Raw genomic sequence first — 21,031 nt, 5'->3', positions numbered from 1 at the left:
CTGGCCTGCGCCGGTGACCACCACCGTCCGGCCCTTGAGCTGAAGCGAAACCACCCTAGATTCCGGAAGGAGCCGCAGTGGCAACCCGGTTGCGCGGACGCGTCCGGGCAGGTACGCGGGTCACGGCTTCGCGCCGGGCGCCAACGGTGTTCTCGATGGTGCCGATGCCTTCCACCGTCATGCGCACCACGTCGCCGGTTTTCAGCGGCGGGGGAGTCTTCGCGCCGTTCCGGCCCCAGAGTTCTGCGAGGCAGCCGCTGCCACACGTGCCGGAGCCCAGCACGTCACCCGGCCGCACTACGGAATCCTGTGAGGCGTAGGCCACGAGCTCCGCGAAGGGCCAGCCCATGTTGGACAGCAGGTCCTGGCCGATGGCCTCCCCGTTGACCTCAACGGCCATCGAGATCGGCAGGAACCCCTCGGCGTCGTGCAGGTCCTCGAACTCGTCCGCAGTGACAATCCAGGGTCCCAGCGTGTTGGCAAAGTCCTTGCCCTTGCACGGCCCAAGGCTGACCTTCATCTCCCGGCGCTGCAGGTCCCGCGCCGACCAGTCGTTGAGCACCGTGTACCCGAAGATATGCCGGTGGGCCTCCTCGGCGCTCAGGTTGCGTCCGTCGCTGCCCGGAACGCGGCCGACGACTGCGGCCACTTCCGTCTCAAAGTCCAGGTCCGTACAGCCCGCCGGTATACCGATGACCTCGCCGGTGCCGGTCACCGTATGCGGGTTGGTGAAGTAGAAGGTGGGTGCCTCGTACCACTCCGGCACCACGCCCGCCACACCGTCGATGCTCTTGCGTACGCCTTCGACGTGTTCCTCGAACGCCACGAAGTCCCGGATGGTGGCGGGCGCGAGCGGGGCGAGCAGGTGCACATCCGCCAGCGGAACCGCACCGGCGGAACCAATGACCTCACGTGCGAGTGCCAGCGTCTCCCCGAGCCCGGCGTCCAGGAGCGCCTGGACGGACTGGCCTGCTGGCAGGGCAAAGCAGTTTCCGCCGTCCACAAAGCCGGACTGCGTCCCGCCGTCGTGATTCCAACGGGCAATCTTGACCATGTGCGTGTTCCTTAAGCGTTGCGTCGGGCGGTCAGGGCGGCCGCCGCGGTGATGCCCAGTGTGCGTGCGTTGCCGCCCAAAACCTGGGTTTCGTCGTCGGCAGGGAGTCCGGCGGCCTGTACCTCGTCCATAGGGAGGTCCGATCCCATGTCGAACGGGTAGTCCGAGCCGAGCAGCACCTGCTCCGGACCGGCGGCGGCCACGAGAGCCCGCAGTTCCGCGGGGCTGTGGACGAGCGAGTCGAAGTACAGCTTCTTCAGGTAGGACGACGGCGGCTGGGCGCAGCCGTGTGCTTCCGGCCGGACCTTCCACGCGTGGTCGGAGCGGCCCAGGGTGGTGGGAAGGTAGCCGCCGCCGTGCGCTGCCACAACCTTGAGCTCCGGGTGCCGGTCCAGGACGCCGCTGAAGATCAGGTGGGAGAGGGCGACCGCATTCTCGGCGGGCTGGGAGACGGTGTTGGCGAGGTAGAAGCGGTCCAGCCGTTCATCCAGCGAGCAGCCGAAGGGGTGCAGGAACACCAGGGCGCCCAGCTCCTCCGCCCGGCTCCAGAACGGCTCCAGCCGGGGATCGGACAGCTCTACGGTGCTGTGTTCCGGGTCGTTCGGAGTGGCCGCGAAGGAGCCAACTTCCACCCCGAGCAGCCCGCACTCAAGCACAGCGTGCTCCAGGGCCTCCACCATCAGGGCAGGGTGCTGGAGCGGGACCAGGCCCAGGCCGTTGAGCCGCTCCGGGGCACGGTCCACAAATTCCCGCACCGCCTGGTTGGCGGCCTTCGCCAGTTTGAGGGCCAGCTCCTCACCTGCGAAGTAGTAGAAGTGCGACGGCGACGGCGAGACCAGCTGCACGTCCACGCCTTGGGCATCCATGTCAGCGAGCCGGCGGTCCAGGTCCGTCAGCCGTGGCCAGCGCTCCTTGATCATCCTGCCGGATGCAGCCATGGATTCCGGGCCGTTGCGCCGCACCTCCAGGGCCTGCTGGGCACCGAAGCCTTCGGGATCCGCCTCGGCCACGAGCTGCTGCAGGGCCGGAAGCAGGATGTGGGCGTGGACGTCCACAGTGGGCGCTTGAACAGAATCGGTGCTCATGCGGGTTCCTTCAGCATGGTGGACAGCGAGTTCATCAGCCCGGGCACGTTGGCATCGCGGACGCCGTCGAGCATCCACTGGCCCAGCTGGACGGAAGCGTTGACTACCGCCTTGGCCCGGTCCAGCCGGCGGTCGGTGAATTCCTTCCACAGGGTTTCGGTGAGGTCGTCAGCCTGGATGAGCAGCTCAACCAGCACAGCCGCATCCTCCAGTGCCATGGCTGCACCCTGCGCCACCGTGGGCGGGCAGCTGTGGGCGGCGTCGCCGATGATCACGGTGCGGCCGCGGTTCCACGGACCGTCCACCAGGTGGGTGGTGAACCACGTGTAATTGATGCGCGCGCTCTGGTCCAGGTTGGCGCGGATTTCCTTCCACGGCCCGCCGTAGGCGGCGGCGAGTTCGGCCATGATGCGGGGCCCGTCCTCGTGCTTGCGCTCCTGGGCCTTCTCCACCAAATAGGCGTAGATGGTATCCGGGCCGGTGGGGCAGTAGCCGGCGATAAAGCACGGCCCGCCGTAGGTCAGGTCGGTGCGCACCACCTCGTCGGGCCGCTCCACGAAGGCACGCCAGATGCCCATGCCGGTGGGCTGGGGTTCCACGTCGATGCCGATGGCCTTGCGCACAGCTGAGTGCAGGCCGTCGGCGCCGATTAGGAGGTCGTAGGTGGCGCTGCCGCCGTCGGCCGTGCTCACGGTGACGGAGCCGCCGTCGTCAATTATTCCGGTGACGGTCCTGCCGTAGCTGATCAGCGCACCGGCCTGCTCGGCCCGTTCGCGAAGGATGGCGGTGAGGTCCGGGCGGTACATGCCCATGGTGGCAGGGAGGTCGTCACCGCCGGTGCGGATGTCCTCAAGGACCGCGATGACGGTGCCGGCGGGGTCCGGGGCGCGCAGGCCCAGGGTGCTGAACCCGTAACCCTTCGCCTCCACCTGGTCCCAGACGCCCAGCTGGCGGAGCACCCGCAGGGCGTTGCCCTGCAGGGTGATGCCGGACCCGAGGGTCTGCGGGGCGTCTGCCTTTTCGAGGATTTCCACCTGGATTCCGGCGTCGGCCAGGAGGATGGCTGCGGCCAGCCCAGCGGCTCCCGCCCCAACGATTCCGACGTTCTGTACTGCTGCCATCGCTGACTCCTTTGTATTGACGGCGATACTGCTGGTGGTTGTTGCTGTTTTAACTGAAGCTACCGGACGGCGATCGGGTTGACCGGTGATCCCACTGCCCCGGTAATGGGGAGCGGGGCTGCGGTGAGCAGGAAGTCGTACCTGCCGTCCGCGGCGCAGGCTTCCGCCAGCGCGTCCGGGTCCCACATTTCGCCCAGGAACAGCCCGAGGTTGGGGATCGCGATCTGGTGCAGGGGCTGGAAGGCGGCGTCGAACTCGTTCGGACGGACCTCGAAACCCCAGGTGTCCGTGGCGATTCCGGCGATTTCGCTGCGGTGCAGCCAGGGCGCGGTGGTGAAGGACAGTCCCGGGGCCGACCCGCCGGCGTACTCGCCCCAGCCGTCGCGGCGGACCCGCGTGTACTGCCCGGTGCGGATCACCACGATGTCGCCCCGGCCCACGGTTGAGCTGGGGCCTTGGAGTTCGATGGTCCGCTGCAGGTGTTCGGGGGTGATGGCGAATCCGTCCGGCAGCTCGCCGTCGTTCCTTCCCAGCTCCGGTCCGAGCGCGCGGCCGACATCCAGCAGCACGCCGCGGGTGACGATCTTCGCCGCGGCGGTTTCGATCCCGGTGACGAGGTCGCCCTCGGAGGTGACCACGTCCCCTGCGGCGCGGCCGTTCCAGGCCTTGCCCTGGTCGAAGATGTGGCCCAGTCCGTCCCACTGTGTGGAGCATTGCAGTGGCATGGCGATCACGTCGTCGGCCCCGCCGAAGCCGTGCGGGAAGCCCTGGTTGCCGCGTTCTGCGTCCACCCCGGTGTCCGTCATGGTGTGCACCGGGTTGGTGCGGCGGCGCCAGCCCTTTTGCGGGCCGTTGGTGTCGAACGGCTGGGACAGCGAGAACGCCTCGCCGGTCTTGACCAATGCTGCGGCTTGTACGCGCTTGCCGGAGTGGATGAAGTTCAGGGTCCCCAGGACATCGTCCTGGCCCCAGCGACCCCAGTTGTTGTGGGCCGCGGCCATGGCGCGGATACTGCCCAGCGGGTCCTCACGCCGGATCACATGGGAATCAGTTGATTCCCCGGTGCCGGTTGGTGCTGTGTCCTGGGTAGTCACTGGACACCTTTGCTTGTGGGTTCGTCCTTGCAGTGGATGAGCTGGGTGCCCAGCCCGGTGATGGTGCCCTCCATGACGTCCCCGTCCTGGAGCAGCCGGCCCCAGTGCTGGCCGTTGCCCGCGGGGCTGCCGGTGAGGACAAGATCGCCCGGGCGAAGCGGCATGATCTGCGATGCTTCGCTGACCAGCTTGGCCACACCGAAGATCATGTCCTGCGTGGACTCGTCCTGCATGGCTTTGCCGTTGAGCTTCAGGGTGACCTGGACGTCCTGCGGGTCGCCGAAGAACTTGGCCGGGACCAGCAGCGGCCCGGTGGGCAGGAAGCCCGGGGCGTTTTTGGCGCGGTACCAGTCCGAACCGATGGCGGGCATGTCCTTGCGGAAGACGTACTCGCGGGTGGTGATGTCGTTGACCATGGTGTAGCCGAAGACGTAGTCCAAGGCCTCCTCGGGGGTGACCCGGAACGCCGTCTTCCCGATCACGGCCGCCAGTTCCAGTTCCCAGTCGTGGGACTTGGAGTAGGACGGGAGGGTGAGGTCGTCCGTTGCGGACGCGATCGCCGTCGGGAGCCCGATGAAGAAGTACGGCGTGCCCTGGCCTGCCCGCTTGTCCATCATGGCGGCAGTCTTGGCGCGCACTTCGTTCTCGTCCTGGCCGGGTTCGCGGTGGGCGGCGGCGAGGTCGATGACGTGCTTGCGGTAGTTTGCGCCGGTCTGCAGGACTTGGGCGGGCTCCACCGGGGCGAGGATTTCGACGTCGGCCAGCGCCAGTCCGGTGTCCTCGCCTGCGGAGGCGGCCAGGGCGTCCAACTGGGGTTCGGTGGTGTCCCAGTGCTCGATCAGGGAGTTGATGTCCCCGTCCAGCGGCAGGACCCTGCTGCCGACCAGGAGGCCGGCTCGGGCCTTGCTGTCACCGGTTTCCTGGAACCGGATGATGGAATAGGTTGCTTCAGCCATGGTGTCTTAGCCCCGGCCCTGCTTGGCGTACGGGTTCAGGAGCGCTTCCTTCATCTCGGGGGAAGCGCCTTCCTCCGTGGCGGTGAAGCCTTCCGCGGGCGGGAAGGATTCCGTCATGGAGTGCGGCATGGCGCCGTTCTTGTAGAAGTTGTTGGAACCGAGCGAAGGCTTCCAGGTGTTGGCTTCCCAGTCCGGGACGTAGTTCCGGTAGCCGCCTGAGTTGAGCTCCACGCGCAGGCCTGAGGGGTCGCGGAAGTAGAGAAAGTTCTGCTCGCCCACACCGTGGATGGAGGGGCCGTATTCCATCGGGGTCCCGTTTTCCATCATGACGTCGGCTGTGCGGAGCAGGTCCTCGGTAGCGTCCACCCAGAAGGCGATGTGGTTGACGCGGCCGGCGCGGCTGGAGGTGTCCAGGACGACGCCGAGGTCGTGAGACTTTTCGTTGGTGGTCAGCACGGAGAACACGGTGATGGGTGCTTCATCCAGGTCCACGAACGCCATGACGCGGAAACCCAGGGCCTCGTTGTACCACTTGGCGAAACCGCGGACATCGGAGGAAGCCACCGTGACGTGGTCCAGGAAGCGGGGCGCGGCGGCGTGGCTGCTGCGGCGCTCCGGACGGTCCGGGTAGGTGGACTCGAAGCCGGGCTCGGCCACGAACTTTTCCACCTCGTAGAAGAGGCGCATGTGGTGGCCGTAGGGGCCGGTGAATTCGTAGGCCTTGCCGTAGCCGTGTCCGCCGGGAGTCCAGGTGCCCTGCACGCCGGTCGCTTCGATGCGCTGGGCTGCTGCTTCAAGGGCTGCTTGCGAGTTGGTGCGCCAGGCCATCCGGCCCAATGCTGCTTCCGGGCCTTCGGTGATGACCAGGCTGTAGCGGTAGTAGTCGCCCCAGCAGCGCAGGTAGACGTTGCCGTCCACGCGGTCGATGATGCGCATACCGAACTTTTCCTCATAGAACCGGGCCGAGGCTTCGACGTCCGGGGCGGTGATCTCGAGGTGGGCAAGATGGGAGAGCGGAGTTTCCACGTTGAAGTCCTTCTGGTTACTGGCTGCTGTCGGTTTGGTGCAGGTCCTGTAACTACTGTGAGGCACTTCATATATTCGGGGAAGGCGAGTTTTTCGATATCAAGTATCCGTCTTGCTGATACTTGGCGGGGGTGGTCAAAGCTGCGGGACGCATGGCCCGTTTCCAAGGATGGCAAGTCGGCGCGGTCGCCATCCGAGAAGTCCAGGAGGCCCATGTTCTCAGCATGCATCAGCTGTGTCGGATCGCTGACGTGATCCAGCCCCAGGACGTGCCCAAGCTCGTGCATGATGATGGCGCGGACGTAGTCAACCCCGTTGGGTCGACCAGCCTGGATGTCAGCAAGGTCCGGGGCGTCCAGGCGCACTTGTCCGGCGACGAGGACCAGAGGTTGTCCTGTGACGTGGGCGTAGTTGCTGCCGCCGTCACCGGCGATGTTTCCTGACAGCCCGGGCGTTTCTTCGGGTGTTGACCAGGCAATGAGCACTGGTGCCCACCTCTTGCCGTACCGGTCGGGCTGGAAGGCTTCGCGCTCCTCCGAGGGGGCCTCTTCGGTGGTGCCGTCGTAGATGAACTGCAAACCGGAAGCCTTGGACACTGCAGATACTGCCTGCTGGATCAAGATGTCTCCGCCCTGCACTTCGTTCTCCGGACGGATCACGAAATGGATGGGCCGGCATGGGTCGTAAGCCACGAACGCTTGACCCGGTTCCGGCGACTCCTGCAGAACAAACGCTGTGGAACCCGTAGTCACCGGCGGTGCTCCCAACGGGGCCTCCGCTGCTTCATAACCGGGCGGCGGGACCGGCGAACCGGGCAGGTACGGCAGGACGGTTGGAAGGATGAAGCGGTCAAACAGCGAGGGCGAAAAGTACAGGCCCACCACCAGGGCCAGGCCGAGCCCCGTCTTCAACCGCACTGACCGTCCAGGGGAGCGCGGCGGCCTGATGGACCGAACTCCGAATGTCTTTCGTCGAAGAGGCGTGGGTTCGGGGCCCCGCCACGAAGTGGGCGCTTGCGGCTTGCCGAAGGCCTCGTCGATGGCCCATTGCGGGATCCGTCCACTGGGGGAACGACGAATATTCGGGTACGGAATGTCCCCGTCGCTGCCCGGCAGCGAACCGCCGTTCTTGTCGGAACCGCGCACCGACATCCCCCTTTAGCCGTGCCCCTGCCGCTGATGAACTCCCTTAGCCTAGGGGAGGGCTGAACCGCCGCGACGCTGGGAATCCGCAGGATTTCCACAAGAAAGAACCCGCCTGGCAAGGGACTTTAGTCCCCGCCAAGCGGGTGCCTTCGCAAGTGTGGGCGGTGGCTACTCTTTGCCGAGCCCCGCAGCTGAGGTCTTCTCGCCGGAGACGCTGTTGAGCGCGCGCAGATCGAAGATGCCGTTGATGTCGGCCTGCTTGGTGGTGCCGGCAGTCACGCCGTCGGCCAGGAGCTTCTGGTAGGTTCCGGCGAGCGGGTCAACGGTGAACACGATGTTCTTCAGCGACCGGTCGATCACGTCGGCCTTCAGCTCGGCGCCGGCAGCTTCCTTGAGGGCGGCGTTGATGACGCTGGCCTTTTCGCCGGCGGCAGCCTTGTTCAGCCACTCAACGGACTTCACATGGCCCTTCAGCAGTGCCTTGACGGTGTCCGGGTGGTCCGCCGCGAACTTCTGGTTGACGATCAGGATGGTGGTGGGGAACTCGCCCGGCTTGCCGGACAGCGAGCCGTCCCACAGGTCCTTTTCGTCCACGAGGACCTTGGCGCCGGCGGTTAGCACCAGGCGGGAGGCCCAGGGCTCGGGCAGCCACGCGCCGTCGAGCTTTCCGTCCTGGAACAGCTTGAGGGTCTGGGCGTTCTCGGTGGGGTTGATGGCGACGTCGCCGCTGCCGTCCACGTTGGTTTTGTAGCCCTGCGCGGTGAGCCAGGCGCGAAGGGCGACGTCCTGCGTGCCGCCGAGCTGCGGGGAGGCGAGGGTCTTGCCCTTGAGGTCGGCCGCGGAGTTGATCTCCGGCTTGACCACCAGTTGGGCGCCGCCGGCCGCAGCACCGGCGATGATGTTGATCGACTCACCGCCGCTCTTGACGAACGAGTTGATGGCGGGGTTCGGGCCGATGTAGGTGGCGTCGATCGCGCCGGCATTCAGCGCCTCGATCGCGGCGGGCCCGGCGTTGAACACCTGGGTGGTCAGCTTGGTGTCGCCGAGTTCGTCCGCGATGTAGCCCTGGCTGACGCCCACCAGGGCGGGGGCGTGGGTGACGTTTCCGAAGTAGCCCAGCTTGAGCTCGGCTGCCGGGTTTCCGGCGGGTGCGGTTTCCTCGGCGGCAGCGGGAGTGCTGCCGCCGCTGTTCACGGTGGCGGCGATGGCGGTGCCGCCTCCCACCAGGGCGAGGAGGACGGCGGCGATGCCGATCTTCTGGCCCAGGGGACGCTTGGGGCGGGCGGACTGGCCGGCCACGATGCGGGTGGAGCCTTCCTGGTTCTCGGAGCTCTTGTTCGAGGGGTCTGACATGGGGGATTCCTTTGCTGGGGCGGGGTGCTGAGTTGAGATTACGGAGCACCCGGCACCGCCACAATCGTTCCCGTCGCGGGCGTTCACGGGACGTCTCGAACGCTCAACAGGACGTAGCGCAGCGTCAAGGAACGTCGTGGAAAGACACAAAACGGCAGGGCGTACGACGGCGGATCCTGGCTTGGCTGGGCTGCGGAAGGTCCCCGCACCAAGGGTTCTTAAACGCCAGTGGAGTGGTACTGCCCCCGCCAAGGGTGCAGTACCACTCCACTGTTGCTGATCGCCGGGGCTGTTCTTTGTAGCGTCGCCCCGGCGGCTCAGGTGGCGGCGGCGGGCCTGGATTCAAGTACCCCCGCCGGCGTGAACTTTGCTCCCGTGTCCGGGAAGGCCGGCACCTCGATCCGCGCGTGGGTATGAACTTCCTGGACCGTGTCCCGGGTGTGTTGGGCGATCTCTTCCATCGTGGCCACCCACATGCCGTCCATCCCCTTGACCCGTTCGATGAGCCGTTCCAGCGCCACGGCTTTGGAGGGCCGGCCGGAGATGAAGGGGTGGTTCGTGAGGACGAAGCAACTACCCTGGGCGTGGTGTGCCTCCGCCTCGAGCGTCCACATTTCGAGGACCTTGGCCGGGCTCTCGATGACGCCGCTTCCGGTCACCCCGGGGTAGAAGGCATACTGTTCCCAGTCGTCCAGCGCCCAGTCGACCGGGATCTCCACGATGTCACGGGAGTCACCGGGGGCGACGCTGAAGCGGTAGGGGGCATCGCCGTCGAGCAGGCTCGAATCGTAGAGGAAGCCACGGTCCGCCAGGAGCCCGGTGGAGTGCCAGTTCAGCTCCCACCAGGGTGCCCGGTAGCCCACGGGCTCCACGCCGGCTGCTTTGGCGAGCGCCTCCAGCCCGCGGTCAATGTACCGGGCCTCGGTTTCCGCGTCGATGCCCTGCATGGGCTCGTGGAGGTAGCCGTGGTGCGCCACCTCGTGCCCCGCGTCGACGATCCGGCGGACGGTGTCCGGGTAGCACTCGGCCGTGAAGCCGGGAACAAAGAACGTGGCGCGGATGTCCTGCCTCTGAAGGATCTGCAGCAACCGGGGAACAGCGACCCTGGGCCCGTAGGACTGGTGGGTCATCAGCGACATCCGGCGGGTGCTCTTGGGATCGTGGGCGATGGTGCAGGATTCGGCGTCGACGTCGAACGTGAAGGATGCTGCCGCGCGCTTGCCCTCGGGCCAGGTGATGGGATGGGCGGAATCGGGAAATGCATCGGGAGTCATGGTTGTCCTAGCGTTGCGGCTCGGGGAGCGCGGGAATCGGGAGGCGGCGTCAGAGTGCTGCCGGCGTGCCGGGAGCGGAAGCTCCGGTCAGCTCGGTGGGCAGCTGGTCTGCAGGGGCAGGGGTGGACTCAATGAATTTGCGGTGCATCTTCGGGCCCAGGATCGCGTAGCTGGCGGCACTGGCGAGGCCGCCGGCGAGCCAGGACAGATCCCAGCCTCCCAGGGCCACGGCGATGGGGCCCTGCATGGCGGGGACGAGCCCGTACATAAACAGCCAGGTGGCGAAGATGCCCACCAGGAGGGAGGTGATGCCCGCCCAGTTGACGCCGGGGAGCCGCCTGGTGCCGACGTCGTCGAACAGCCTTTCGGGATTGCCGGGCCAGCGCTTGTCGACCCAGAAGTAGTGGACGAGCATTACGCCGCCCCAGGCAGCCACCCAGGCGACGAGGCCGATGAGCCAGGCGTCGAGGACTGCTGCGAAGTCCTCCTGGAAGATGAAGAAGACGACGGCGGCGAGAGAGAAGACGCCGACGAACAGGTTGAGTTTGCGGCGGCTGATGGTGATGTCCAGTGCCTGCGTGGCCACTGAGAAGGTGTAGATGTTCAGGATGTTGGTGGCGATGGGGCCGTGGAGCACCATCAGCAGCACTGGCAGCGCCATCACGCCGAAGTTCTGGACGATGAGTTTTCCGGGGTCGATTTCACCGCTGTTGGTGGCCAGGCTGGCGCCGAGGACACCGAGCCAGACCACCGGGATGAACTGGCCCAGTACGGACGCCAGGTAGACCTTTTTCTTGGGGACTTCGGTGCTGACGAACCGGGAGTAGTCGGCGGCGTAGGTGAACCAGGTGATACCCCAGCCGATGCCGATGGCCGTCATCACGGCGCTCATGGCGGCAATCCGCTCGGATCCTTCAAGGATGTTGCCTGCCGGTCCGGCATAGCCCCAGTCGATCTTCATGCCGAACCACGCCACTGCCGACATGACCGCGAGAATGATGATGGTGGGCGGGACGGTCCACTTTTCGAAGGCGGCAATTGCCTTGTAGCCGAACCAGGCAATGGCTACCTGGGCGGCCATGATGGTGGTGGCCACCCCGATCTTCCAGCCGTAGTTGTGGGCGGTGGGATCCACCCAGCCGAGTGTGCCGAACAGCGCCATGACCAGGTCCAGGATGATCCATGTGTTGACGGCACACCAGCCGATCACCAGGAGCGCCTGGATGGCTGCCGGGAGGTAGTTGCCGCGGCGGCCGAAGGCGGCCCGGGCGAGCACCATGCCGGTGGCACCGGTCTTCTGGCCCAGCAGGACGAAGCAGCCGAAGAGCAGCATGCCGATCAGGTTGCCCAGTACGAGCACTGTAACGGTGTCCGCGAAACCCAACCCCAGGTGGATTCCGAGGGCGCCCAGCACCCAGTTGATCGGTGCGAGGTTGGCGCCGGCCCAGATCCAGAACTGGCCTGAAACCTTGTGGGTGCGCTGGGACTCGGGAATGGGCTGGAGCCAGGCTTCGACGTCTTCCGCATGGGCGGACTGCTCGATTCCTGGGCTTGTGGGTTGTTGTTGCATCGAGGCCTCTTCGTTGAGGGGGATGGGGATTCCTCAAGATTATGTGTCAGGGGCCACATCCACCATCTACAATGTGTCTTGAACTTTCCCCTTCTACACGACGGAGTGTCATGCCGGTTCGATTGGAAGATGTTCTTCGGCATTCGACGGTGGCGGCCGCCGATCCGGTGGTGCGTGCGGCCGCTGGTGTTGTTCCGCAGACCCAGCTCCGGTGGATCCATTCGAGCGAGGTCCTGGATATCGCGTCGCTGCTGGGTGGCGGTGAACTCCTGCTGACCGGCGGGCAGGCTCTTGCGTCCGCGTCCGATGAGCGCCGGACGGACTATATCCGGGACCTGGCCGAGCGCGGAGTGGCGGCGCTCGCGATAGAGACCGGCACAATGCTGCCTTCGATTCCCTCCTCGATGGTGGCCGCGGCTGAAGCTGCCGGGCTTCCCCTGATCGAGCTCCGCAAGGTGGTCCCGTTCGTTGGGGTCATGGAGGCCATCAACTCACAGCTCGTCAGCGAGTCGGCGGCGCATCTGCAGCAGGCGGACCAGGCCAGCCACGCCATGGCCGTGGAGCTTGCCCACGGAAGCGGCCTGGACCGGATCCTTGCGGTCCTGGCAGTGGCGACGGGCGCGGAGGTGGTGCTTACTTCCACCGCCGGGGTGACCCTCGCCAGTGCTGAGCCGAACGGGCAGGATGGAAAGGCTGAACTTGTCCCGCCTGCCGGTAAGCCCGCCGATCCTGCGCAAATCATTCAGGCCGAGGTTTCGGTACGCGGGATTCCGTCCGCACGGCTGATGCTCAATGTCCGCGGCGAAGCTGATGTGAACCTGGCGAGGATTGCGGCGAACCGGTCGGTGGACATTCTGGCCTTGGCCCTGTTGCAACGCATGCCTCCCGGGTTAAAGGAAATGGCGGGTGCTGCCCTGATCCGGGCCATTGATTCCGGCAAGCAGAATTGGCGGCTCCAGGAACTGGCTCCCGCCGCTGGAATTCCGGTGACCGCACAGGTGGTGGCGGTGGTGGTCCGTTCCCCTGCCTCGAAGCAGCTCCGGAAGGATGTGCAGCATCTGCTCGATCCGGGCGGGCAGCACGGCGCCAGTTATGCGGACAACGCGGAGCTCCTGGCGCTGGGCGTCCTACGTTCCGGCAACGTCCAGGACGAACGGCAGAAGATTGTGGACGGCCTGCAGCCGCTGGAAGTGCCGGAGGGAACGGTGAGCGCGGTCGGGCCTGTGGCCTCCGGCATATCATCCGCCCCTTGGTCCCTCGCGGAGGCGAGGCTCACGCTGGAGCTGGCTGCCGACGTCGGCCGTTCCAGCTCAGCGGCAACCGCACCCGGGCAGGTGCTTGATGCCCAGGCGTACGCCGTGGAACGGCTCGCCGTTCAGGCGATGGAAGAGGCTCCGCGGCGCGACTTCGTCAACCAGCAGCTGGCGGCCGTCCTTGAGCACGACGCCCTGCGGCATTCCCAGCTGCTGGAGACGCTCCGGGTCTGGCTGGACTCCGGGTGCAATACAGCTCAGGCCGCGCGGGAGCTGCACGTGGAGCGGCAATCCATGCATCAACGGCTGCAGCGGATCTTCTCCCTGTGCGGCGGAGATCCCCGCGGCACCGGCAGGCTGGCGGCCCTGCACCTGGCCACCCGCCTGGCCGCGCTGCAGCCCAAATAACCCCGGACGCTCTCTCACTTAACGCGGCCTTTCTGGGCAACCCTCTCTCACTTAAGGTGGGATTTCCGGCAACCCTCTCTCACTAAATGTGGGCTTTTGAGGTGATGCCCTCTCACCCACCGCCGCCCAACGGCAGGCCTGTGGAAAACTTCTGCAGCGTCCTGCCAGGCCAAGGCACAATGCCAGCATGCGAAAGCAGAATTTCCTGCCCCCGCCGTTGGCAGAGGCTCCTTTCACCTTCCGCTCGGCCAGGGCTTCCGGCGTCACCCTGGACAGACTTCGGCGCAAGGATGTAGTCAACGTGGGCCGCGGTCTTTACCGCCCGGCGGATTGGGACTTCGATCTGGAAGGTGCCGCCAGGGCGTTGTCCGCTGCCTCGCCCGGTGCCTGGATCTCCCATGTGACCGCGGCCCGGCTCCGGTGCCAACTGCTGCCGCCGTGGCTGGCTGATTCCACCGAACTGCATCTCAGCAAACCGCGTGCGCTGCCGTCGGTCCGCCGGAAGGGCATATTCGGGCATACCGTCCTGGCCCTTGAAGATGAGATTGAACTGGTCGACGGTATCCGGCTGAGTACTCGCTCTCGAACCTGGCTGGATATGGCGCGCGTCCTGCCGCTCCATGACCTGGTGTGCCTGGGTGATGAACTGATCCGTAACCCCCGCGTGGCTTTCGAGGGACGGACGGAGCCCTATGACACCTTGGCCGGGCTGCGTACCCTGGTGGGCCGCCACTCAAATCTCCAGGGCATCGTCAGGGCCCGCGAAGCGCTGGATCTGATGCGGGTGGGTGCGGACTCCGCGCCGGAATCGCTGCTCCGCCTGGCTATCGTCAGCTCGGGCCTACCCGAACCTGAACTTCAGGTGCCACTGCGCGCCGGAGATGCGCGGTCGCCGTCGGCCGATCTCGGCTATCGTCATCGCCGCCTTGCCATCCAGTACGACGGCGGCCATCACCTTGGCGGGACGCAGATCCTCAGTGACAGGAGACGGGACAAGGCCTTCGAGTCAGCCGGTTGGACGGTTCTGGTTCTTGACAAAGACGACTTTGCTGACGGTTTCGAAGGTGCAGTGCAACGCGTCAAACGGGAACTTCGGCGAGGCTGGCTTGACCATCCACAGGCGTCGGGGTTTGCTAGCGGCGACTGAGCGGCGGCCGGTATGTGCCTTTATGCCCAAGATGACTCTTAACGCCGTGACACTCCCTCACCAAAGGTGAGAGAGCGTCACGTGAAAGCCCACATCAAGTGAGAGAGCGTCCGGATAAGACCCACATCAAGTGAGAGAGCGTCCGGATAAGACCCACATCAAGTGAGAGAGCGTCCGGATAAGACCCACATCAAGTGAGAGAGGATCGTTTGGGAAGCCGCGTTAAGTGAGAGAGCGTCCCAGGGGAGGGGGTTAGCGGAGCACCACTGTCCGGTTGCCCTGCAGGATCACCCGGCCCTCGCAGTGCCAGCGGACGGCGTTGGACAGGGCCTTGCATTCGGTGTCGCGGCCGGCGGCCACCAGGTCCTCGGGCCCGTAGGTGTGGTCCACTTCAACGGTCTGCTGCGAGATGATCGGTCCCTCATCCAGCTCGCTGTTGACGTAGTGCGCGGTGGCGCCCACGGTCTTCACGCCGCGCGCGTAGGCCTGGTGGTACGGCTTGGCGCCCTTGAAGCTGGGCAGGAACGAGTGGTGGATGTTGATCGCCTTCCCGTCCAGCTTCCGTGTCAGGTTGTCGCTGAGGACCTGCATGTACCGGGCCAGCACCACAAGCTCCACATCGAACTCGTCCACCAGCTCCAGCAGCCGCGCCTCTGCGGAAGGCTTCGTGGCAGCGGTGACCGGCACGTGGAAGAAGGGAATTCCGTGCCATTCCACCAGTGCCTGGTGGTCCGTGTGGTTCGAGACTACGGCCACCACGTCCACCGGCAGCTCGCCGATGCGTGCGCGGAACAGCAGGTCGTTGAGGCAATGCCCGAACTTGGACACCATGATCAACACCCGCCGCTTCGAACCCTGCCGCTCCAGCCGCCAGCGCATCCCGAACTTCTCGGCAACGGGACCAAAAGCGGCCCGCAGCGTGTCCGCGGTGGAGGCATCGCCGTCGGACGCAAAATGCACCCGCATAAAGAAGTGCCCTTCGGAGCGCTCGCCGAACTGCTGGTTGTCGATGATGTCGCAGCCGTGCTCGAGCAGGAAGCCGGACACGGCGTGGACGATGCCCGGCGACTCGCTGCAGTCCAGCGTCAGGACGTGCTCCACGGTGGTGGGCGGCTGGGAAACGGGGGTTTCAGTCTGGATGGCAGTCATGGCTCAGCACTCGATTACGTTGACGGCAAGGCCTCCGCGGGAGGTTTCCTTGTACTTGGTTTTCATGTCGGCTCCTGTTTCGCGCATCGTTTTGATGGCTTTGTCGAGGGATACCTTGTGGCTGCCGTCGCCGTGCAGGGCAAGGCGCGCAGCGTTGATGGCCTTGACGCTGGCGATGGCGTTGCGTTCGATGCAGGGGATCTGCACCAGCCCGCCTACCGGATCACACGTCAGGCCCAGGTTGTGTTCAATCCCCACCTCGGCGGCGTTTTCCACCTGGGCGGGCGTTCCGCCCAGCACCTCGCAGAGCCCGGCGGCTGCCATGGAGCAGGCGGAGCCCACTTCACCCTGGCAGCCCACCTCGGCACCGGAGATGGAGGCGTTGATCTTGAACAGGATTCCGACGGCGGCCGCAGCCAGCAGGAAGCGGACCACCCCGTCGTCGTTGGCGCCGGGCACGAACTTCACGTAGTAATGCAGCACCGCCGGGACGATGCCCGCTGCGCCGTTGGTGGGCGCGGTGACGATCCGCCCGCCGGCGGCGTTCTCCTCGTTCACGGCCAGCGCGAACAGGTTCACCCATTCCATGGCCCGCAGCGGGTCGGTCACCCCGGTGTCCGCGGTCAGGGTCTGGAATAACGACGGCGCGCGGCGGCGGACGTTGAGCCCGCCCGGAAGGATTCCTTCCGCGGCACAGCCGTTGTCCACGCATTCGCGCATCACGGCCCACAGCTTCAGCAGTTCTTCCCGCAGCTCCGCTTCGGTCCGCCACACCAGCTCGTTGGCGAGCATGACGTCCGAGATGGACATGCCCTCACGGTGGCAGATGTCCAACAGTTCGTCGGCGGTGCTGAAGGGGTAGGGGAGGACGGTGGAGTCTTCCACAATCCGGTCGCCGGCGTCTGCATCGCCGTCCACCACGAAGCCGCCCCCAATGGAATAGAAGCTCCGTTCGCTGAGCACGGCGCCGGAGTGGTCCAGGGCCCGGAAGGTCATGCCGTTCGGGTGGGCCGGAAGGGATTTGCGGCGGTGCAGCACCACGTCCTCGTCCCAGTTGAAGTCCACCCGGTGGTCGCCGCCGATCCACAGTTCGGCGTCGAGCGCGGCGGCCGCCACCTGGTCATCGGCGGTGGTGGTGTCCACGGTTTCGGGATCGAGGCCCTTGAAACCCAGGACCACTGCTTTGTCCGAGCCGTGGCCCCGCCCGGTGGCACCCAGCGAGCCGAACAGTTCGGCCTGCACACGCTTTGTGGAACTCAGGTGTCCGTCCCCCTTGAGTCCGTCCGCGAACAGTTTCGCTGCCCGCATCGGGCCCACCGTGTGTGACGACGACGGCCCGATGCCAACGGAGAACAGGTCCAGGACGCTGAGCGCCAATTTAGGGGACCTCGGGGGAGGCATACTCCCGCATGGCGTCGAGGAGCCAGCGGCCCAGGAAATCGGCGAACGAAGCCCGCGGGAAGAGCCGGAAGCTTTCCTCGCCGGTCTTCCACAGGACCACAGGGATGTTGCCGATCTCGGTGGACAGCGCCGTGCCAGCCAACAGGGCGCGGGGGTGCAGGTCCAGTGAGCAGCCCTTTTCGAGGACTGCCCGGGACCGGGGCCCGGTGAGTTCGAAGGTAGTGCGGTTGGCGGAGAGATCCACCACCTGGCCTTCGCCGTCCGCCAAAGCTTCGCGCAGTGCCTGGATCAGGTCGCCACCGAGGGACTCGTGGGCTTCCGTCGGTGCCACCACCAGGAACTCTTCGGGTCCGAGCCACAGTACGGACGTGTCCCCGGTGCCGGTGACGCCGCCGGAGGCTGCGGGCAGGCCGCCGGTGACGGAGGCTACCCGCTGACCGGCGTCGCTGTTCCGGTCAACCCGGAGGCCCACCATGGTGAGGAACGCGATTTCGCCCAGTTCCACGGCTCCGCGGACGGAGCCGGTTTCAAACGCTGCCCTGAGCTGGGCAGCGGGGCTGACGCGGTGCGAGAGGTTGTTCTCGAACGAGGTTGCGGGTGCTGCTGTTTCAGCCATCTTTGCGGGTCCCTTCGGGGTCAAAAAGTACGGTTTCTGCGACAACAACGTCCACCAGCTGGTCACCGGCGGCTGCAATGAGGGTCTCGCCGATCCGGTTGCGGCCGTTCTTGATCAGGGCCAGGCCGAACGACCGGCCCAGCGCTGCGCTGTGGTAGCTGGAGGTGACAAAGCCTTCCATCGGAACCGGCCCGTAGGCGGGGTTGGTGGAGCGGCCCTTTTCCACGAGCTGGGTGCCTTCGGGGAGCCTGATTCCGCCGTCCACCGGCAGGACGCTCACCAGGTGCTTGCGGTCCTCGCGCTGTCCGTCCACCCGGGCGTAGGAGCGCTTGCCGATGAAGTCCTTGGCCTTGGAGACGATCCATTCCATTCCCGCGTCCTGCGGGGTGACGGTGCCGTCGGTGTCCTGGCCAACGATCGGGTAGCCCTTTTCGGCGCGGAGCACGTGCATGGTCTCGGTGCCATAGGGGGTGATGTTGAATTCGGCCCCGGCGGCTGCCACGGCTTCCCAGGTGTTGAGGCCGTACCAGGACGGCACGTTGATCTCGTAGGCCAGTTCACCGGAGAAGGAGATCCGGCAGACCCGGGCGCGGACGCCGGAGGCGAGGGTGGTCTCGCGGAAGGTCATGAAGGGGAAGGCTTCGGCCTCCAGCCCGCCGTTGGCGGCCAGTTCCGGAGCCACCTTGGCCAGGACCTCACGGGACTTGGGCCCGACGACGGCGATGGTGCTCCACTGTTCGGTCACCGAGGTGCAGTGCACGTCCAGTTCCGGCCATTCGGTCTGCAGCCATTCCTCCAGCCAGTCCAGCACCTTGGCGGCGCCGCCGGTGGTGGTGGTCATGAAGTAGGTCTCCTCGTCCAGGCGCAGGGTCACGCCGTCGTCGAAGATCATGCCGTCAGGGGTGCACATCACGCCGTAGCGGGCGGAGCCGGGGGCGAGCTTCTTGAATGCGTTGGTGTAGATCCGGTTCAGGAACTCGCCGGCGTCCTTGCCCCGGATTTCGATCTTGCCCAGGGTGGTGGCGTCCATAAAGCCCACCGAGTCGCGGACGGCGGCGCACTCGCGCAGCACGGCCGTGTCCATGTCCTCGCCGGCCTGCGGGTAGTACCAGGGCCGCTTCCACTGCCCCACGTCCTCGAACAGGGCGCCCTTGGCGACGTGCCACGGGTGGATGGAGGTGACGCGGGCGGGGTCGAACAGCTCGCCGCGCTGGCGTCCGGCCAGTGCCGCGAACGCCACCGGGGTGAAGGGTGCGCGGTAGGTGGTGGTGCCGATGTCGCCGATGCCGCGGGAGGCTTCGCCGGCGGTCCTGAGCGCGGCGGCGATCACGCCGATCGCGTTGACGCCGGAGGTCTTGCCCTGGTCGTTGGCGGTGCTGATGGAGGTGTACCGCTTGATGTGCTCCACGGACCGCATGCCGGCCCCGGTGGAGCGCAGCACGTCAGCCACGGACTGGTCACGCTGGAAGTCCACGAAGTGGTTGTGCCAGTCGTCCGGGGTGCCCTGTTCCCCGGGAACCAGCCACAGCTGGCGGGTGGGGGCGGAGGCCTTCGGCGCGGCGAGCGGTGCGGGCTTGGTGCCAGTGCTGAAGCCGGCGGCGATGGCTGCCGAGGCTCCCGCGGAAACACCCTCTTCGAGGCAGTCCTGAAGTTCGAAGCTGCCGCGGCCCGAGCCGATGGTCTGCTGGTTCGGTACTACGGTGCTTGGCACGAAGGCGGCCAGGTCCTCGTCCCAGCGCAGCTTGCCCTGCCGCTGGGAGTGCAGGTGGACCAGCGGGCTCCAGCCGCCGGACACTGCCAGGAGGTCGCAGGCGATCTTCTCGATGCCCGAGGTGAGTTCGCCGTCGTCGTTAATGCTGCGGACGGTCACGCCAGCCAGGCGGCCGTCACTGCCGGCGGCGGTATTAGCGACGGCACTGCCGATCAGCACCCGGGTGCCGGCTTCGACGGCGGCAGCAGCCACAGCCGTGAGCTGCGGACGGGCGTCCACGACAGCGGCCACCTTGACGCCGGCGGCGCGCAGGTCAGCAACCAGGGCGTAGGCGCTGTCGTTGGTGGTGCTGACCACCACGCGCTGCCCAGCTGCCACTGCGAACCGATTCAGGTAGCTGCGGACTGCCGAGGCGAGCATGATGCCCGGCCGGTCGTTGTTCTCGAACACCAGCGGGCGTTCGTGGGCGCCGGGAGCCAGCACCACCTGGTGGGCACGGATGTGCCAAATACGCTGGCGGGAAACACCTGAGGCGGCGGGGGAGGACAGGTGGTCGGTCCGGTTCTGGACAGCAATCACGTAGTTGGCGTCGTAGGCGCCGAAGGCCGTGGTGCGGTTCAGGACGGTGGATTCGGCGCCCGAAACCAGCTCGGCTTCGACATCCGCCACCCATTCCAGGGCCGGCTTGCCTTCGATCGTCTCCGCCAGGCCCGGTGCCGTGGATCCGGAGAGCAGTGATCCGCCCAGCTCGGGCTGGTCATCCAGCAACATCACGCGGGCGCCGCTGCGGACGGCTTCGCGGGCTGCGGCCAGGCCGGCGGGGCCGCCGCCGATCACCAGGACATCCGTGTGGACGTATTTCTTGTCGTACTCGGCACGGTCATCCGCCGGGTCCAGCTTGCCCAGGCCGTTCAGGTACTCCGCCTTCAGGCCGTCCACCAGGGTGACGGTGGTGGCGGGGAGCATGGACTCGGCCACGTGGCCCGGGAACCGGGGAGCCACCTTGACCAGGGCGTTGGACTCCTCCACCCCGGCGGACATGATGCCGCGGCGGCGGTCCTCGTAGAGGGAGTTGCCGGCGGCGACGCGGCCGTTGGCCAGCAGGGCGGACGCGAGGGTATCGCCCGGATGGCCGGTGAACTCTTCGCCATCCACGGTGAAGCGCCAGGAGATGGTGCGGTCGATGCGTCCGCCGGCGGCGAGGCGGGCGTTCTGGGAAGTCGCGGGATTCTGGGAAGTCACTTGGTTGCTCCTTCCGGGGCGGTGGTGCTGGAGATGCTGGTGGTGGACGTGCCGGGAGCCGCGCTTCCGGTGGTGGTGCTGTCCGGGGCGAGGCTGGCGGTGCCGGTTTCGGCGGTCACCTTGCCTGCTGCATCCGGCCGGGGCGAACCCATGGGGTAGACGGCCTGGATCTCGTAGGTAACGGTGTCGCGGAGCATGTTGAACCACTGGCGGCAGCCGGTGCTGTGCAGCCAGCGCTCGGCGAAGGCGCCCTTGGTGTTGTCCCGGTAGAACAGGTACTCGGCCCATTCGCGGTCGTTCAGCCCGCTCGGGTTCTCCGGGTAGGGCACGTGGGCCTGGCCGCCGTAGTGGAATTCGGTCTCGTCGCGCGAGCCGCAGTTGGGGCAGGAGATGAGCAGCATGTGCGTCTTCTTTCTAAGTGCAGTG

At 66.4% G+C, this 21,031-nt stretch carries 16 protein-coding genes and 1 pseudogene; 2 read left to right on the top strand and 15 right to left on the bottom strand.

Features of this window, described 5'->3' with window-relative positions; genetic code table 11:
- Positions 1–55 precede the first annotated feature (55 nt).
- From QF047_RS19685 to QF047_RS19640, 10 genes and pseudogenes are all read right to left on the bottom strand, one after another.
- Positions 56–1,054: a fumarylacetoacetate hydrolase family protein gene (locus QF047_RS19685; protein WP_307280561.1), complete on the bottom strand. Its 999-nt coding sequence runs from the start codon at positions 1,052–1,054 to the stop codon at positions 56–58.
- Positions 1,055–1,065: 11 nt separating this feature from the next.
- Positions 1,066–2,139, bottom strand: a complete 1,074-nt coding sequence (locus QF047_RS19680) for an amidohydrolase family protein (RefSeq protein WP_307280559.1) — start codon at positions 2,137–2,139, stop codon at positions 1,066–1,068.
- Positions 2,136–3,260 carry an FAD-dependent monooxygenase gene (locus QF047_RS19675; protein WP_307280556.1) on the bottom strand — a complete coding sequence of 375 codons (1,125 nt, stop codon included), beginning with the start codon at positions 3,258–3,260 and terminating at the stop codon, positions 2,136–2,138. The genes QF047_RS19680 and QF047_RS19675 overlap by 4 nt, the downstream gene beginning before the upstream one ends.
- Before the next feature lie 59 nt (positions 3,261–3,319).
- Positions 3,320–4,354, bottom strand: coding sequence for a cyclase family protein (locus QF047_RS19670; RefSeq protein WP_307280554.1), 1,035 nt, complete (start codon positions 4,352–4,354; stop codon positions 3,320–3,322).
- Positions 4,351–5,310: a fumarylacetoacetate hydrolase family protein gene (locus QF047_RS19665; protein WP_307280552.1), complete on the bottom strand. Its 960-nt coding sequence runs from the start codon at positions 5,308–5,310 to the stop codon at positions 4,351–4,353. Before QF047_RS19665 ends, QF047_RS19670 begins: the two co-directional genes overlap by 4 nt.
- Before the next feature lie 6 nt (positions 5,311–5,316).
- A complete protein-coding gene (locus tag QF047_RS19660) occupies positions 5,317–6,336 on the bottom strand; it encodes a VOC family protein (protein WP_307280549.1) in 1,020 nt (339 codons plus the stop codon).
- A 281-nt stretch (positions 6,337–6,617) separates the two neighbouring features.
- Positions 6,618–7,487 (bottom strand): annotated as a pseudogene (locus tag QF047_RS19655) (peptidase); the annotation flags it as partial.
- 162 nt (positions 7,488–7,649) lie between these two features.
- Entirely contained in the window at positions 7,650–8,834 is a 1,185-nt protein-coding gene (locus QF047_RS19650; protein ID WP_307280546.1) for an ABC transporter substrate-binding protein, read from the bottom strand.
- Between the two features lie 317 nt (positions 8,835–9,151).
- A complete protein-coding gene (locus tag QF047_RS19645; protein WP_307280543.1) occupies positions 9,152–10,108 on the bottom strand; it encodes a polysaccharide deacetylase in 957 nt (318 codons plus the stop codon).
- 49 nt (positions 10,109–10,157) lie between these two features.
- Positions 10,158–11,678 (bottom strand): cytosine permease, encoded by a 1,521-nt coding sequence (locus QF047_RS19640; RefSeq protein ID WP_307280540.1) that lies wholly within the window; start codon positions 11,676–11,678, stop codon positions 10,158–10,160.
- A 110-nt stretch (positions 11,679–11,788) separates the two neighbouring features.
- Here QF047_RS19640 and QF047_RS19635 point away from each other — a divergent pair, with 110 nt between their 5' ends.
- Together QF047_RS19635 and QF047_RS19630 are read left to right on the top strand one after the other, a co-directional pair.
- The gene (locus QF047_RS19635; protein ID WP_307280538.1) at positions 11,789–13,339 is read left to right on the top strand and encodes a PucR family transcriptional regulator; all 1,551 of its coding nucleotides are present in this window, start codon (positions 11,789–11,791) and stop codon (positions 13,337–13,339) included.
- A gap of 187 nt (positions 13,340–13,526) precedes the next feature.
- Positions 13,527–14,486 (top strand): hypothetical protein, encoded by a 960-nt coding sequence (locus tag QF047_RS19630; RefSeq protein WP_307280535.1) that lies wholly within the window; start codon positions 13,527–13,529, stop codon positions 14,484–14,486.
- Between the two features lie 252 nt (positions 14,487–14,738).
- Here QF047_RS19630 and purU read toward each other — a convergent pair whose 3' ends face one another.
- The 5 genes from purU to QF047_RS19605 are packed head-to-tail and all read right to left on the bottom strand — an operon-like array spanning position 14,739 to position 21,006.
- Positions 14,739–15,635, bottom strand: coding sequence for a formyltetrahydrofolate deformylase (purU, locus tag QF047_RS19625; RefSeq protein ID WP_306637495.1), 897 nt, complete (start codon positions 15,633–15,635; stop codon positions 14,739–14,741).
- Between the two features lie 3 nt (positions 15,636–15,638).
- Positions 15,639–17,012 (bottom strand): L-serine ammonia-lyase, encoded by a 1,374-nt coding sequence (locus tag QF047_RS19620; protein WP_307280531.1) that lies wholly within the window; start codon positions 17,010–17,012, stop codon positions 15,639–15,641.
- A 1-nt stretch (position 17,013) separates the two neighbouring features.
- Positions 17,014–17,652: a sarcosine oxidase subunit gamma gene (locus tag QF047_RS19615; RefSeq protein WP_307280529.1), complete on the bottom strand. Its 639-nt coding sequence runs from the start codon at positions 17,650–17,652 to the stop codon at positions 17,014–17,016.
- Positions 17,645–20,605 carry a sarcosine oxidase subunit alpha family protein gene (locus QF047_RS19610; protein WP_307280525.1) on the bottom strand — a complete coding sequence of 987 codons (2,961 nt, stop codon included), beginning with the start codon at positions 20,603–20,605 and terminating at the stop codon, positions 17,645–17,647. Before QF047_RS19610 ends, QF047_RS19615 begins: the two co-directional genes overlap by 8 nt.
- Positions 20,602–21,006: a sarcosine oxidase subunit delta gene (locus tag QF047_RS19605; RefSeq protein ID WP_306637502.1), complete on the bottom strand. Its 405-nt coding sequence runs from the start codon at positions 21,004–21,006 to the stop codon at positions 20,602–20,604. The genes QF047_RS19610 and QF047_RS19605 overlap by 4 nt, the downstream gene beginning before the upstream one ends.
- Positions 21,007–21,031: the final 25 nt, after the last annotated feature.

It is taken from the genome of Arthrobacter sp. W4I7 (assembly GCF_030816215.1).
GTDB classification, from domain to species: domain Bacteria; phylum Actinomycetota; class Actinomycetes; order Actinomycetales; family Micrococcaceae; genus Arthrobacter; species Arthrobacter siccitolerans_A.
This window is presented reverse-complemented; position numbering and strand designations above follow the sequence as displayed.

Coding starts and splice junctions, on each gene's coding strand:
- QF047_RS19685 (WP_307280561.1), bottom strand. CDS start 1,054: ATGGTCAAGATTGCCCGTTGGAATCACGACGGCGGGACGCAGTCCGGC.
- QF047_RS19630 (WP_307280535.1), top strand. CDS start 13,527: ATGCGAAAGCAGAATTTCCTGCCCCCGCCGTTGGCAGAGGCTCCTTTC.
- purU (WP_306637495.1), bottom strand. CDS start 15,635: ATGACTGCCATCCAGACTGAAACCCCCGTTTCCCAGCCGCCCACCACC.
- QF047_RS19675 (WP_307280556.1), bottom strand. CDS start 3,260: ATGGCAGCAGTACAGAACGTCGGAATCGTTGGGGCGGGAGCCGCTGGG.
- QF047_RS19640 (WP_307280540.1), bottom strand. CDS start 11,678: ATGCAACAACAACCCACAAGCCCAGGAATCGAGCAGTCCGCCCATGCG.
- QF047_RS19650 (WP_307280546.1), bottom strand. CDS start 8,834: ATGTCAGACCCCTCGAACAAGAGCTCCGAGAACCAGGAAGGCTCCACC.
- QF047_RS19635 (WP_307280538.1), top strand. CDS start 11,789: ATGCCGGTTCGATTGGAAGATGTTCTTCGGCATTCGACGGTGGCGGCC.
- QF047_RS19645 (WP_307280543.1), bottom strand. CDS start 10,108: ATGACTCCCGATGCATTTCCCGATTCCGCCCATCCCATCACCTGGCCC.
- QF047_RS19605 (WP_306637502.1), bottom strand. CDS start 21,006: ATGCTGCTCATCTCCTGCCCCAACTGCGGCTCGCGCGACGAGACCGAA.
- QF047_RS19680 (WP_307280559.1), bottom strand. CDS start 2,139: ATGAGCACCGATTCTGTTCAAGCGCCCACTGTGGACGTCCACGCCCAC.
- QF047_RS19615 (WP_307280529.1), bottom strand. CDS start 17,652: ATGGCTGAAACAGCAGCACCCGCAACCTCGTTCGAGAACAACCTCTCG.
- QF047_RS19665 (WP_307280552.1), bottom strand. CDS start 5,310: ATGGCTGAAGCAACCTATTCCATCATCCGGTTCCAGGAAACCGGTGAC.